Source organism: Bradyrhizobium acaciae, assembly GCF_020889785.1.
Lineage (GTDB): Bacteria > Pseudomonadota > Alphaproteobacteria > Rhizobiales > Xanthobacteraceae > Bradyrhizobium > Bradyrhizobium acaciae.
On sequence record NZ_JACMYK010000020.1, the window covers coordinates 51482 to 63166 of the forward strand.

At 65.5% G+C, this 11685-nt stretch carries 14 protein-coding genes; 7 read left to right on the top strand and 7 right to left on the bottom strand.

The genetic code is table 11. The features are described 5' to 3' along the window. The first annotated feature begins 52 nt into the window (after positions 1–52). On the top strand, positions 53–1186 hold the full coding sequence (locus H8A92_RS11610; RefSeq protein WP_229195952.1) for an MFS transporter: 1134 nt from the start codon (positions 53–55) through the stop codon (positions 1184–1186). A 9-nt stretch (positions 1187–1195) separates the two neighbouring features. Here H8A92_RS11610 and H8A92_RS11615 read toward each other — a convergent pair whose 3' ends face one another. Both H8A92_RS11615 and yidD read right to left on the bottom strand, forming a co-directional pair. Next, positions 1196–1363 (bottom strand): hypothetical protein, encoded by a 168-nt coding sequence (locus tag H8A92_RS11615; protein WP_165445763.1) that lies wholly within the window; start codon positions 1361–1363, stop codon positions 1196–1198. 115 nt (positions 1364–1478) lie between these two features. Further along, complete coding sequence (gene yidD / locus H8A92_RS11620) at positions 1479–1832, bottom strand: membrane protein insertion efficiency factor YidD (RefSeq protein WP_420831311.1); 354 nt, start codon at positions 1830–1832, stop codon at positions 1479–1481. Positions 1833–2072: 240 nt separating this feature from the next. Here yidD and H8A92_RS11625 point away from each other — a divergent pair, with 240 nt between their 5' ends. Further along, positions 2073–2990 (top strand): COG3904 family protein, encoded by a 918-nt coding sequence (locus tag H8A92_RS11625; protein ID WP_229195924.1) that lies wholly within the window; start codon positions 2073–2075, stop codon positions 2988–2990. Positions 2991–3011: 21 nt separating this feature from the next. Here the strand turns inward: H8A92_RS11625 and H8A92_RS11630 are convergent, their stop codons facing one another. Next, a complete protein-coding gene (locus tag H8A92_RS11630) occupies positions 3012–3458 on the bottom strand; it encodes an iron-sulfur cluster assembly scaffold protein (protein WP_229195925.1) in 447 nt (148 codons plus the stop codon). A gap of 239 nt (positions 3459–3697) precedes the next feature. Here H8A92_RS11630 and folE point away from each other — a divergent pair, with 239 nt between their 5' ends. Then, positions 3698–4378 (top strand): GTP cyclohydrolase I FolE, encoded by a 681-nt coding sequence (gene folE / locus H8A92_RS11635; RefSeq protein WP_163155996.1) that lies wholly within the window; start codon positions 3698–3700, stop codon positions 4376–4378. A 28-nt stretch (positions 4379–4406) separates the two neighbouring features. Continuing rightward, on the top strand, positions 4407–4835 hold the full coding sequence (gene hisI / locus H8A92_RS11640) for a phosphoribosyl-AMP cyclohydrolase (protein ID WP_229195926.1): 429 nt from the start codon (positions 4407–4409) through the stop codon (positions 4833–4835). 132 nt (positions 4836–4967) lie between these two features. Here hisI and H8A92_RS11645 read toward each other — a convergent pair whose 3' ends face one another. Further along, positions 4968–5189 (bottom strand): hypothetical protein, encoded by a 222-nt coding sequence (locus H8A92_RS11645; protein WP_229195927.1) that lies wholly within the window; start codon positions 5187–5189, stop codon positions 4968–4970. A 239-nt stretch (positions 5190–5428) separates the two neighbouring features. Here H8A92_RS11645 and H8A92_RS11650 point away from each other — a divergent pair, with 239 nt between their 5' ends. Together H8A92_RS11650 and H8A92_RS11655 are read left to right on the top strand one after the other, a co-directional pair. Next, the gene (locus tag H8A92_RS11650) at positions 5429–6433 is read left to right on the top strand and encodes a transglycosylase SLT domain-containing protein (RefSeq protein ID WP_229195928.1); all 1005 of its coding nucleotides are present in this window, start codon (positions 5429–5431) and stop codon (positions 6431–6433) included. 162 nt (positions 6434–6595) lie between these two features. Next, the gene (locus H8A92_RS11655) at positions 6596–7777 is read left to right on the top strand and encodes a DUF2336 domain-containing protein (RefSeq protein WP_229195929.1); all 1182 of its coding nucleotides are present in this window, start codon (positions 6596–6598) and stop codon (positions 7775–7777) included. A gap of 68 nt (positions 7778–7845) precedes the next feature. On the opposite strand, the gene H8A92_RS11660 is transcribed toward H8A92_RS11655, so the two are convergent. The 3 genes from H8A92_RS11660 to H8A92_RS11670 form a co-directional block, all read right to left on the bottom strand. Next, positions 7846–8424: an Hpt domain-containing protein gene (locus tag H8A92_RS11660; RefSeq protein ID WP_229195930.1), complete on the bottom strand. Its 579-nt coding sequence runs from the start codon at positions 8422–8424 to the stop codon at positions 7846–7848. A gap of 9 nt (positions 8425–8433) precedes the next feature. Continuing rightward, a complete protein-coding gene (locus H8A92_RS11665; RefSeq protein WP_163162672.1) occupies positions 8434–8979 on the bottom strand; it encodes a response regulator in 546 nt (181 codons plus the stop codon). A gap of 114 nt (positions 8980–9093) precedes the next feature. Beyond that, complete coding sequence (locus H8A92_RS11670; RefSeq protein WP_229195931.1) at positions 9094–9873, bottom strand: NAD kinase; 780 nt, start codon at positions 9871–9873, stop codon at positions 9094–9096. A gap of 162 nt (positions 9874–10035) precedes the next feature. On the opposite strand from H8A92_RS11670, the gene H8A92_RS11675 reads away from it, so the two are divergent. After that, complete coding sequence (locus tag H8A92_RS11675) at positions 10036–11610, top strand: S10 family peptidase (RefSeq protein WP_229195932.1); 1575 nt, start codon at positions 10036–10038, stop codon at positions 11608–11610. The last annotated feature ends 75 nt before the right edge of the window (positions 11611–11685 follow it).

Below are 11685 nucleotides of genomic sequence, written 5' to 3' on the forward strand. Positions count from 1 at the left end.
TCTCGGAGTCTGCTAACACCGCGGCGTGAAACGCTTCGCTCCTACCGCATTGATGCTCGGCAACATCGTCACCGGCTGCTCGGTGCTGGCGCCGGCCGGCATGCTGGCGGAATTGTCTGATGGCCTCGGCGTCACGATCCACACTGCGGGTCTCCTGATCACCTTCGGCGCGATCGTGCTGTGCGTGGGCTCGCCGGTGACGGCCTGGCTGACCAGCCGGTTCGAACGGCGCGCCTTGCTGACGGCGACGCTGCTGGTGCTGACGCTGACCAACGCAGCATCGGCTTTCGCGCCGGACTACGACAGTCTGCTGGCCATCCGCCTCGTGATGCTCGCGGTCGGCGTGCTCTACACACCGCAGGCGGCCGGCACCGCGGCGCTGATCGTGCCGGTGGAGAAGCGCGGCAGCACGATCGCCTACATCTTCCTCGGCTGGTCGCTCGCCGCCGCGATCGGGCTGCCGTTGATCACCTTCATCGCAAGCCGTTACGGTTTTCGCGTGACCTATGGCGCGATCGCGCTGACCGGGCTCGTGAGCTCACTGCTGCTGTGGTGGCGGCTGCCCGGCGGGTTGCATGGCGTGCCGGTCGATTTGAGGACGTGGGCCGATCTCGGCCGTAATCCAACCGTCATCCTGCTGCTGTCGATCACGACGTTGCAGATGTCGGGTCAGTTCGTGGTGTTCACCTTCATGGGGCCGCTGCTCGCCAAGCTGACCGGCGCCAATGCCGACGCCGTCGGGATCGTGTTCGCGCTCTACGGCATTTTCGGCTTCGTCGGTATCGCGATCGCAACCCGCATCGTGGATTCCTGGGGCGCCTGGAAGACGTCGGTCCTGTTCACCGTGCTGCTGCTCGCGGGCGTGGCCGGCTGGGCGCTGAGCGCGGGCGCCTATGCATTGATGGCCGCCTCCGTTGCGGTGTGGGGCCTGGGCTTCGCCTCGACCAATTCGATGCAGCAGGTGCGTTTGGTCGGTGCGGCTCCGGCGCTCGCGTCGGCGTCGGTCTCGCTCAACACCTCGGTGCTGTATATCGGCCAGGCCATCGGCTCGGCGATCGGCGGATTGCTGTTCGCGCGCGAATGGCTGCATAGCGCGGGCTACGTGGCGACGGCCTTCGTCGCGGCGGCCCTGGTGGTCGTGGTCATCACGCGGCCGCGCCGGGTGCGCACTGCTCCAGCCGAGTAGGTATGTGCCTCACCACTTGACGCTCTGGCTCGGCACGATGAACGCCGTCGTGCTCGGCTTGTTGGAATTGTGGGTGAAGTAGCCGTAGGCGGCAATGATCACGACGAGCAGGGCAAGCACGGCCAACAAATCGATCTGCCGGGGGTCGTGACCGTTGTGGCTGATTTTCCAGCGCATTGTTGTTTCCTCCCCGAGGGGATCCCGAGCGGGCAACGAAACAATGCAGAAAGCATCGCCACAGTTCCGCCGAACCAGCAATGCGCGCTGCGCCTGGAAGCGCCGCAGCAATTGATCAGACGTCGTTGACGCCGCGCCAGCGGCCGTAGCGCCATGGCAGGTACCACTGCGCGCCCGGCGGCTCGACCGCCGGCACGTTGTCGATCCCCGACGTGCCCCAGGGCTGGCAGCGCAGCAGCCGCGCCAGCGTCATCCAGCCGCCGGCCCAAAGCCCGAAGCGCTCGATCGCCTCGTCGCCATAGACCGAGCAGGTCGGCAGGTGCCGGCAGTTATAGCCCACCAGCGGTGACAGCGTGTGCCGGTAGATCCAGATCAGGGCGCGGCCGAAGTTGCGCGGCAATCGACGCGCAGCGGTGGCACAGTCCATGCATCGCGGATGGTCTGATGTTGAATGATCTGTCGACGGCATACGCAAGTATGTACGTAGTCTTGCGGGGGTTCCAAGCCAAGGAACTGTTCAATTGCAGATATTTACGCCACAGTTCGCAACTATTGCACAGCGGAAATGGCGCTGCAGCAAGGGTCCTATGGACGGTCCAGGTCAGCAGGGCTACCGTTCCCGTTACGCGCCGATGACAGAATCGTGGCGCGTTGCCATGGGGCCATTGCCACCGCTCGCATCACCAAGAGCTTGGGGGAAGGAACCAAATTGAGGCTCGTCAAGTCGTTCTCGTTGCGCAGTTGGGTGCTCACCGGCGCCGTTGCCGTTTGCTTCGCAGTTTCCGGCACGGTCACCACGGCGGGCAGTTCCGCACGGGCGAGCTCGACCCTCGAAGAGCGCAAGCTGCCGATGAAGTTCAGCTGGATCGCTTGCCAGCCGAATTGCCGGGGCTGGGTGTCGGCGGTCGGCATCATCACGGCTGACAGCCCCAAGGAATTCGACGAGTTTGCGCGCAGCCGCCCGCTCAACGGCGCCACCATCGTGCTCGACTCCAGCGGCGGCTCGGTCAACGACGCGATCGCGCTCGGCCGCCGCTTCCGCGGTCTCGGCGCGCTGACCACGGTTGGCATCAGCGTCGCCAATCAGGCCGCGACCGGTGATCGCGCCAGCGTGCTGCCGGATGCCTATTGCGAGTCGATGTGCGTGTTCCTGCTGCTGTCGGGCAAGACGCGCTACGTGCCGCCGGCCGCCCACGTCCGCGTGCATCAGATATGGATGGGCGACCGCGCCGACGACGCCAAGGCCGCGAGCTACACCGCGCAGGATCTGATGATCGTCGAGCGCGATATCGGCCGTCTCGCCAAGTACACCTTCGACATGGGCGGGGCAGGTGAGCTTTTGTCGCTCGCACTCAGCGTGCCGCCGTGGGAAGATCTGCACGAATTGTCCGCGGCCGAATTGCGGCTGACCAATCTCGTCACCACGGATGCGGTCGCCGATGTGCTGCCGCGGCAGGACAATGCAACTCCCGTTGCCGAAGCGAAGCCGAAGAACACCGATCGCTTCGTGAGCAGCGCGATGAAGGGTGAGGCGCCACCGCAGGCCGCGAAGGCGACCAAGACCGCCGAGGCCGAGGTGCCGACCGGCGGCACCGCAGCGCCGGCGCCGGTCCAGCCGTCCCAGTAGGGTCTTCGCCGGCGGTAAGGCTTACGCCGGCTGCTTGGCCTTGGCCTCGATCTGGCCGATCGCATCGACCACGGCATCGAAGGTCAGAAGCGTCGAGGCATGACGGGCCTTGTAGTCGCGCACCGGCTCGAGCAGCGCGATGTCGGCCCATTTGCCGCCCTGCGGCGGCTGGCCGTTTTCCTTCAGCATCTTGCGGACGGTCTCGCGCAAGTCGCGCAGCTCGTCCGCGGTCGAGCCCACCACATGGCTCGCCATGATCGAGGAGGAGGCCTGACCGAGCGCGCAGGCCTTCACGTCATGGGCGAAGTCGGTCACGACAGGGCCGTCCATCTTGAGGTCGACCTTGACGGTCGAACCGCACAATTTGGAGTGGGCGGTGGCGCTGGCGTCCGGCTCGGCCAGCCGTCCGAGGCGCGGAATATTGCCGGCCAACTCGATGATCCGCTTGTTGTAAATGTCGTTCAGCATGGGGACAGATGCCTGGTTCCGGCGGCGCCGGGCGCTCTTGGCGGCTGGGTTTCACCGTCCTATATATGGACGGCAGCGCCGGAAACATAGCCCGGCCATGCGGCCACCGCGGACCACATTCGCCGTTGTGGTGCTACAAGATGGGGACTCAGGCGCCCGGCGGTTCGACAATCCGCCCCGTCTGCCCGGTGACACATCCGGCCCGAGGGCAATGCCAGGGCCGGTCGAACGGAGACGACATGGACGCTTTGATCAAGCCGATTCGCCCCAACAAGCCAGCCGACGCCAAGGCCAGCGAGCTCGACCCCTCAGAATTCATGGCGGCCGCCGTCCGTGCTGACCAGCCGCGCCCGTCGCGAGCGGAAGCCGAGGACGCCGTGAAGACGCTGCTCGCCTATATCGGCGAGAACACCTTCCGCGAAGGTCTGCTCGACACGCCGCGCCGCGTCGTCGAGGCCTATGACGAGCTCTATCAGGGCTATCATCAGTGCCCGGCCGAAGTGCTGAACCGCACCTTCGGCGAGACCGCCGGCTACGACGACTTCGTCCTGGTCCGCGACATCGAATTCACCTCGCAGTGCGAGCATCACATGATGCCGTTCTACGGCAAGGCGCATATCGCCTATACACCGGTGGAGCGCGTCGTCGGCCTCTCCAAGCTGGCGCGGCTGACCGATATCTTCGCCCGCCGCCTGCAAACCCAGGAGCATCTCACCGCGCAGATCGCAGCCGCGATCGACGAGGTGCTGAAGCCCCGCGGCGTTGCGATACTGATCGAGGCGGAGCATACCTGCATGTCGGTGCGCGGCGTCGCCAAGCATGGTGCATCGACCTTCACCAGCCGCTTCACCGGCATGTTCCGCGACAATCCGGCGGAGCAGCAGCGCTTCCTGTCCCTGGTGCGAGGACCGAACCGGTAACCTCGCATTTTTCCAAGCGAGGTTTTCCGTGTCCGCATCGACTCACGATCACGACCGCGAAGAGGGGCTGGCCTTCCAGCCCAAATTCGACGCGACAGGTCTCGTGACCTGCGTCGCGACCGATGCCGCGACCGGCGATGTGCTGATGGTTGCGCACATGAACGACGAAGCCCTGCGCAAGACGATCGCGACCGGCGAAGGCTGGTACTTCAGCCGCTCGCGCAATGCGTTGTGGCGCAAGGGCGAGAGCTCGGGCCAGACCCAGCGCGTGGTCGAGATCCGGATGGATTGCGATCAGGACGCGGTGTGGATCAAGGTCGAGCAGATCGGCGCTGCCTGCCACACGGGACGGCGATCCTGCTTCTATCGCGCCGTGAAGGGCGAGGGCGGCGACATCAGCCTGTCATTCGTCGATGCCGAGCGACTGTTCGATCCGGCGCAGGTCTATCGCAAATAGCGCTTCAGCCCTTCGAGGGGTGGTCCGTCCGGCTCGGGTAACAGCTCCGCTGGTGCCATCGCAACCGGCAGCACACGGTCGGCAGCGATCGCGATGTCGTAGAGATGCCGATGCCTCTGCGGCAGCGTATCGCTAGTGCATATACATCCAAAAAAATTGCTCAGCCGCCTTGTCCATGTCGCCCGACATCACAAGCCTGGAATTCTTGGTGACTTCCTGCACCATGGCGCATGCCTGCCGAAACTCACCCGATGCCCACAAATCCTTAAAGACCTTCAGTTCGACAGGATGGTCGCGGAGGAATATCTCCACTTGATGCTGATATTCACTTTTCACTTCTTCCAGGGTCTTCATGTCGATCGTGGACTACGTTGCGCTAAGCACGAATAAACGCCGTGCTACCAGCTACAAGGCTAAGCGGTGAGGGGCGGTGACGGCAACGTCTGTTTCGACCCGGCGCAGGTCTATCGCAAATAGCGGCTCTGGTCGGCTTCCCGCCCGCGGCGCTGATCTTAACCTGCCGTTAACCATAATTACGGCAGGTTGACAGGACATGGGTGCCGATTGCCGGCGCTCGGCAAGGCACCCGATCAATGGCGGTCGACCTCTTCAACACGACGGCTTCGGCAGGTGTCGATCCGTCGCGCCTGAAGGTCGCCGGCTCGATCAAGCAGGCGGCCGCGACCACCGGCACGAGCTTCGAATATCTGCTCACGACCGCGAAGATGGAATCCAATTTCAATCCGCGGGCCGGCGCCACCACCTCGTCGGCGCATGGACTCTATCAGTTCATCGACCAGACCTGGCTCGGCACCGTCAAGGAGGCCGGAAGCCAGCTCGGCTACGGCCAGTATGCCGACGCCATCACCAAGAATTCCGACGGCAGCTATTCGGTCAGCGATCCCTCCGCGCGCAACGCGGTCATGAAGCTGCGCGACGATCCGGATGCGGCGTCGTCGATGGCGGCGGTGCTGACGCAATCCAACAGCTTCAGGCTCACCGGCACGCTCGGCCGTCGCCCGACCGATGCCGAGCTCTATATGGCGCATTTCATGGGCGTCGGGGGCGCCGGCAAGCTGATCTCGAGCGCCGAGGACAGCCCAAGCGCCAACGCCGCCACGATGTTTCCGAAGGCGGCTGCCGCGAACCAGTCGATCTTCTACGACAAGTCGGGCAGCGCGCGCAGCGTCAGCCAGGTCTATTCGGTATTGACGACACGCTACGCCGCGGCGGCGAATTCGAAGGACACGCGCACCGCCTTTGCGGCGGCGGGCGGCGACACCATGTCGCCTTATGCGATCGCAAGCACTACGCCGACACAAGCGGTGGCCATTGACACCGCGTCCTATCTGTCGACCTTCCCGAATGCCGGCGCGGCCTCATCAGTCGGTGCCACTTCGGCTGTCGCATCGGCGCAGCCGGCGCCGGCGTTCCGCTCGCTCTACCAGGGCGGCGATCGTCCGCAGCCGATCTCGCCGGCGGTGCAGGAGCTGTGGGGCAATTCCTCCGCGCTGACCACGGCGGCCACGCCGAAGGTCCGCGCGCCCGGGCGGCTTGATCTGTTCAGCGATCCGAACGGCACCTACAGCAACGGCTAGCGCTGCCTTCTGCGCGCGCGAAGTCCCGCGCCATTGCCGTCTTAACGAAACGTCAATAATCCCAAACGTTTATGGTGAACCCTTTGTTAAGCGTCATGGTTTATTTTTCCTTGTAGTGGCGTCGTATGTCGATGCCGTCTCGTTGCGTAAGCCGGCAGGACCATGATCGTTCGGCAGTTCATTAGTTGGATTAGGACCGCTCCAGCAGGCGAGCGGGCAGAGGCGACACGGGCGTTGGCCCGGGCCTGGCTCATTTCAGATCTCACCGAGGACGATCGCATCGCGGCCGAAGGCGCGCTGCTGATGCTGCTCGACGACCCGTCGCCGCTGGTACGTCAGGCGATGGCCGAGGTGTTTGCACACAGCGCGGAGGCGCCGGCCGCGATCATGCAGGCGCTGTCGGCCGACCAGCCGGCGATCGCGCTGCCGGTGCTGGAACATTCACCGCTCTTGATCGATGCCGATCTCGTCGACATCGTCGCGACCGGCTCCGACGAGATGCAGTGCGCGATCGCGCGCCGCGTCAATCTGCCGGCCTCCGTTGCCGCTGCGATTGCCGAGGTCGGCTCCGCGGCTGCCGCGCTCGAGGTGATCGAGAATCCATATGCCGGCCTTGCGCCGTTCTCCTGGGATCGCATCGTCGAGCGTCACGGCCATCTCGCTGCGATCCGCGAATCGATGCTGGCGCTCGAAGACCTGCCGTCCGCGACGCGGCTGGCGCTGGTCGCAAAGCTCTCCGACACGCTGGCGCAATTCGTCGTCGCGCGAAACTGGCTCGGCGCCGACCGCGCCGACCGGATCGCCGGCGAGGCGAAAGAGCGCTCGACGGTGAACATCGCCGCGCGCGCCTTTGGCGACGACATGCAGAACCTGATCACGCATCTGCGCGCCACCGGACAACTGACCGCCGGGCTGATCCTGCGCGCGCTGCTGTCGGGCAATCTCGATTTGTTCGGGGCGGCGCTCGCCGAACTGTCCGGGCTGCCCTATGGCCGCGTCTCCGCGCTGCTGAACGACCGCGGCGGCAACGGCCTGCAGGCGCTGCTGCGTCGCGCCGGCTTGCCGGAATCCACCTATGCCGCGTTCCGCGTCGCGCTCGAGGCCAGCCACGAGGTCGGCTATGTCGACAGCGGCGACGGTGCGGCGCGGCTGCATCGCCGCATGGTCGAGCGCGTGCTGACCCATTGCGAGACCGATCAGTCGGCCGCCGAGCCGCTCTTGATCCTGCTGCGCCGCTTTGCGACCGAGTCAGCCCGCGAGGATGCGCGGATGTTCTGCGAGGAGCTCGCCGCGGAAGACGCGATCTCGGTGCTGCCTTACGACGACGATCTCATCGCGGCCTGAGAAGGCCGCGTTTCCTGCGATCAATGGATGCTTGAGAGGCTGCCGCAACGCGGCGACCGACCCCGCCGCTATTCGGCAGGGGCGATGCTCGGCGCGAGAATCGCCTCGAGATGCTCGGGGCGATCGCGGTTGGCGTGGGTCAGGAATTCATCGGCGATGCCGCGGAGTTGCTTGCTCAGCACGCCGGCCACGACTGCGGTATCGAGCTTGGTGCGGTTGCGCACGATCGCCTGCACGGCGTTGATGTGATGTGCAATCAACTGTTGCGGCACCGCGCCGAGGTCAGGCGCGTGCTCGATGATGCGGCACAGGCTCTCCGCTGCCGCGGCCGCCGAGGGATAACCGAATGTTGCGGCATCGCCCTTGATGTCGTGCGCCGCCCGGAACAGCTCCTCGCGCGTCTTGTCGTTGAAGCCCTCGCGCATCACCGCGGCGTGCGCGGCGGAGAGGCGGTCGGCCTCGATCGTCATCCACTCCTTGAACTCGCCGGACAGCCCGGCGAGCGCCTTTTCGGCGCGGCCGACGGGATCGTCGAGATCGCTCTCGGGGACCCGCAGCAGCATCTTGCGCAGCGGGTTCGGCTGCGTGATCACGTGGTGGGTGCCGAAACTCTTGACTTCGATCGTCCCAGGTTTGTCTTTCGCCATGGCGGTGTCCTAGATGGTCGAGCGCGCCTTTTCGAGCAGCGACGGCTGTTGCAGCACCTCGACCTCGCCGCTGCCGCGGCGCTCGGGACCGATATAGGTGTTGGTGGTGTTGCGGCGGCGGTCGGGGCCGAAATAGGTCTTGGTCTTGATGAACGGGCGCGGATTGGCGACCACGTTCATGATCCGCTGGTAGAGGCCCTTGGCCGAGATCGGCTTGGCCAGGAATTCGGTGACGCCGGCATCGCGTGCGACGGTGACGCGGCGCTTCTCGGAATGGCCGGTCAGCATGATGATCGGCGCGTAGGGATTGCCCTTGGATTCCGGCTGCCGGATCATCTGCGCGAGCTCGAGCCCGTCGAAGATCGGCATCGACCAGTCGGTGATGACGATATCGGGCACGTAATGGGTATACATCTCGAGCGCGGTGGCGCCGTCCTCGGACTCATACACCTCGCGCGCGCCGAACGAATGCAGCAGCGTCCGCAGGATGCGGCGCATGTGCGGATTGTCGTCGCAAATCAAAAATCGCAGCTTGTTGAAGTCGATGCGATACATGGTCCGGTCCCGAACGGGCATACCGGGCCAATGCGGTATTACCCAGCGTTAACCATATCCTGCCCGGGGTTAATGATTGGTTGCCGGGCAGGGGCCCGGCGAGGCCGCCCGCCGTCAGTAGCCGAACTGCTCGCGCAGGATGCGCTCTTCCAGCGAGTGACCGGGGTCGAACAGCATCCGCATCGCTATCGTCTTGTCGGACAGCACCTCGACCCGGCGGACGTCGCGGACCTCGTCATGGTCGGCGACCGCGGCGACCGGGCGCTTGTCGCCCTCGATCACCTCGATCACCACGAAGGCTGAATTCGGCAACAGCGCGCCGCGCCAGCGCCGCGGCCGGAACGCGCTGATCGGAGTCAGCGCCAGCAGCGCCGCGTTGATCGGCAGGATCGGCCCCTGGGCGGAGAGATTGTAGGCGGTCGATCCGGCCGGCGTCGCCACCAGGATGCCGTCGGCCATCAGTTCGGGCATCCGCTCATGCTCGTCGATCAGGATCCGCAGTTTGGCGACCTGGTAGGTCTGCCGGAACAGCGCGACCTCGTTGATGGCGTGATGCAGATGCACGGCGCCGTGGATGTCGGTCGCGCGCATCAGCAGCGGATTGATCAGCGATTCCCGCGACGCGGCGAGCCGCGTGCGCAGATCATGCGTCGAGTATTCGTTCATCAGGAAGCCGACGGTGCCGCGGTGCATGCCGTAGATCGGCTTGCCGCTGCGCATGTTGGCGTGCAGCGTTTGCAGCATCAGCCCGTCGCCGCCGAGCGCAACCACGACGTCGGCATCGGCGGCCGAATGGTTGCCGTACATCGCGGTCAGCTGCTCGAGCGCCGCCTGCGCTTCCGCGCTCGGACTGGCGACGAAGGCGATCTTGTCATATCGCTTGGGGCTAGCCATCGCTCACGAACTCTTTTGGCCCGGATTACGCCGCGCTCGTCTATACATCCCGGGCGGCCTTGTCGAGATGGTCCGGGAACGGACCGCATGCCTTGCGGGTGCCGCCAAGCTACCGCAGTTTGCGGCGAGATTGCTTAAAGGCGGGCCCAGGGAGTGCAGGGTATGGCTAACAGTTTTGCGACAGGGCTCGCCGCGGCGTTGCTGGTAGCCTGCCTCGCAACCGCGGCGCGGGCCGATGACGAGACCCCGCAACCATCGCCGTCGCCGAGCGCGCAGGCCCCGAGCGGCCAGAAGGGGCGGGCAGGGCGCAGCGAGAGCGGCTCCGGCGCCAACGCTGCAGCCAACGCGTCGGCCGCCGAACAGCATCGCCTGCCGCCGGATTCGACGACCAAGCAATCGGTCGCGCTGCCGGGCCGCACGCTGAACTTCAGCGCCACCGCAGGCTCGATCCGCGTGTTCGACGACAAGGGCGAGCCGCTCGCCGACATCGCCTACACCTCCTACCAGCTCGACGGCGCCGAGAAGGCGAACCGTCCGGTGACGTTCCTGTTCAATGGCGGGCCTGGCTCCGCATCGGCCTGGCTGCAATTCGGCAATGTGGGGCCGTGGCGGCTGCCGTTCGATGGCGACGGCGCGGTGTCCTCGGCCTCGCCCGAGCTGCAACCCAACGCCGACACCTGGCTCGATTTCACCGATCTCGTCTTCATCGATCCGGTCGGCACCGGCTACAGCCGTTTCGTCACCACGTCGGAGGATGCGCGCAAGCGCTTCTTCAGCGTCGACGGCGACGCCAATTCGGTCGCGCTGGTAATCCGCCGCTGGCTGGAGAAATACGACCGGCTGACCTCGCCGAAATATGTCACCGGCGAAAGCTACGGCGGCATTCGCGGACCCAAGGTGGTGCGCAATCTGCAAATGCAGCAGGGCGTCGGCGTGCGCGGCCTGATCCTGATCTCGCCGGTGCTGGATTTCCGCGACTATACCGGCACCAGCATCCTGCAATATGTCGCAAGCCTGCCGACCATGACGGCGGTGGCGCGGCAGGCCAGGGGGCCGGTGACGCGCGACGATCTCGCCGACGTCGAGAACTACGCGCGCGGGGATTTCCTGCTCGATCTCGTCAAGGGGCAAGCGGATACCGAGGCCACGACGCGGCTCGCCGACAAGGTCGCGAGCCTGACCGGCATCGATCAGGCGGTGAGCAGACGGCTCGCCGGTCGGTTCGACATCGGCGAATTCCGCCGCGAGTTCGATCGCAAGAACGGCAAGGTGACCGGTCGCTACGATGCCTCGGTCGAAGGCTTCGATCCCTATCCGGATTCGAGCTACTTCCGCTTCAACGATCCGTCAGGCGATCCCCTGATGGCGCCGCTGACCAGTGCCGCGGTCGACCTCACCACGCGCAGACTGAACTGGCGGCCGGACGGCTCCTATCATCTGCTCAGCGAAAGCGTGAACAAGGCCTGGGAGTTCGGTCACGGCATCAGCCCGCCGGAGTCGGTGACGCAGCTGCGCCAGATGCTGGCGCTCGATCCGAAGCTGAAGCTCTTGATCGGCCACGGCATGTTCGACCTCGCGACGCCATACTTTGCCTCGAAGATCATCCTCGACCAGCTACCGGCCTTCGCGGGTCCGAGCCGCACCAGGCTCGCGGTCTATCCCGGCGGCCACATGTTCTACTCCCGCGACGGCTCCCGCCAGGCGTTCCGCAAGGAGGTCGAGGCGCTGGTGAAGTGAGGGGGCGGGTTGCGTGGCTTGCGTCGCGTGCCGCAAATGTTGTGGTCGTCCTGGCCTAGTGCGCAATTGCGCACG

What these genes read in the sequence shown, in the direction of transcription:
- H8A92_RS11660 (WP_229195930.1), bottom strand. Translation starts at nt 8,424, where the DNA reads ATGGCGAAAGACAAACCTGGGACGATCGAAGTCAAGAGTTTCGGCACC.
- H8A92_RS11655 (WP_229195929.1), top strand. Translation starts at nt 6,596, where the DNA reads ATGATCGTTCGGCAGTTCATTAGTTGGATTAGGACCGCTCCAGCAGGC.
- H8A92_RS11675 (WP_229195932.1), top strand. Translation starts at nt 10,036, where the DNA reads ATGGCTAACAGTTTTGCGACAGGGCTCGCCGCGGCGTTGCTGGTAGCC.
- H8A92_RS11630 (WP_229195925.1), bottom strand. Translation starts at nt 3,458, where the DNA reads ATGCTGAACGACATTTACAACAAGCGGATCATCGAGTTGGCCGGCAAT.
- H8A92_RS11650 (WP_229195928.1), top strand. Translation starts at nt 5,429, where the DNA reads ATGGCGGTCGACCTCTTCAACACGACGGCTTCGGCAGGTGTCGATCCG.
- H8A92_RS11615 (WP_165445763.1), bottom strand. Translation starts at nt 1,363, where the DNA reads ATGCGCTGGAAAATCAGCCACAACGGTCACGACCCCCGGCAGATCGAT.
- H8A92_RS11665 (WP_163162672.1), bottom strand. Translation starts at nt 8,979, where the DNA reads ATGTATCGCATCGACTTCAACAAGCTGCGATTTTTGATTTGCGACGAC.
- H8A92_RS11610 (WP_229195952.1), top strand. Translation starts at nt 53, where the DNA reads ATGCTCGGCAACATCGTCACCGGCTGCTCGGTGCTGGCGCCGGCCGGC.
- folE (WP_163155996.1), top strand. Translation starts at nt 3,698, where the DNA reads ATGGACGCTTTGATCAAGCCGATTCGCCCCAACAAGCCAGCCGACGCC.
- H8A92_RS11670 (WP_229195931.1), bottom strand. Translation starts at nt 9,873, where the DNA reads ATGGCTAGCCCCAAGCGATATGACAAGATCGCCTTCGTCGCCAGTCCG.
- yidD (WP_420831311.1), bottom strand. Translation starts at nt 1,832, where the DNA reads ATGCCGTCGACAGATCATTCAACATCAGACCATCCGCGATGCATGGAC.
- H8A92_RS11645 (WP_229195927.1), bottom strand. Translation starts at nt 5,189, where the DNA reads ATGAAGACCCTGGAAGAAGTGAAAAGTGAATATCAGCATCAAGTGGAG.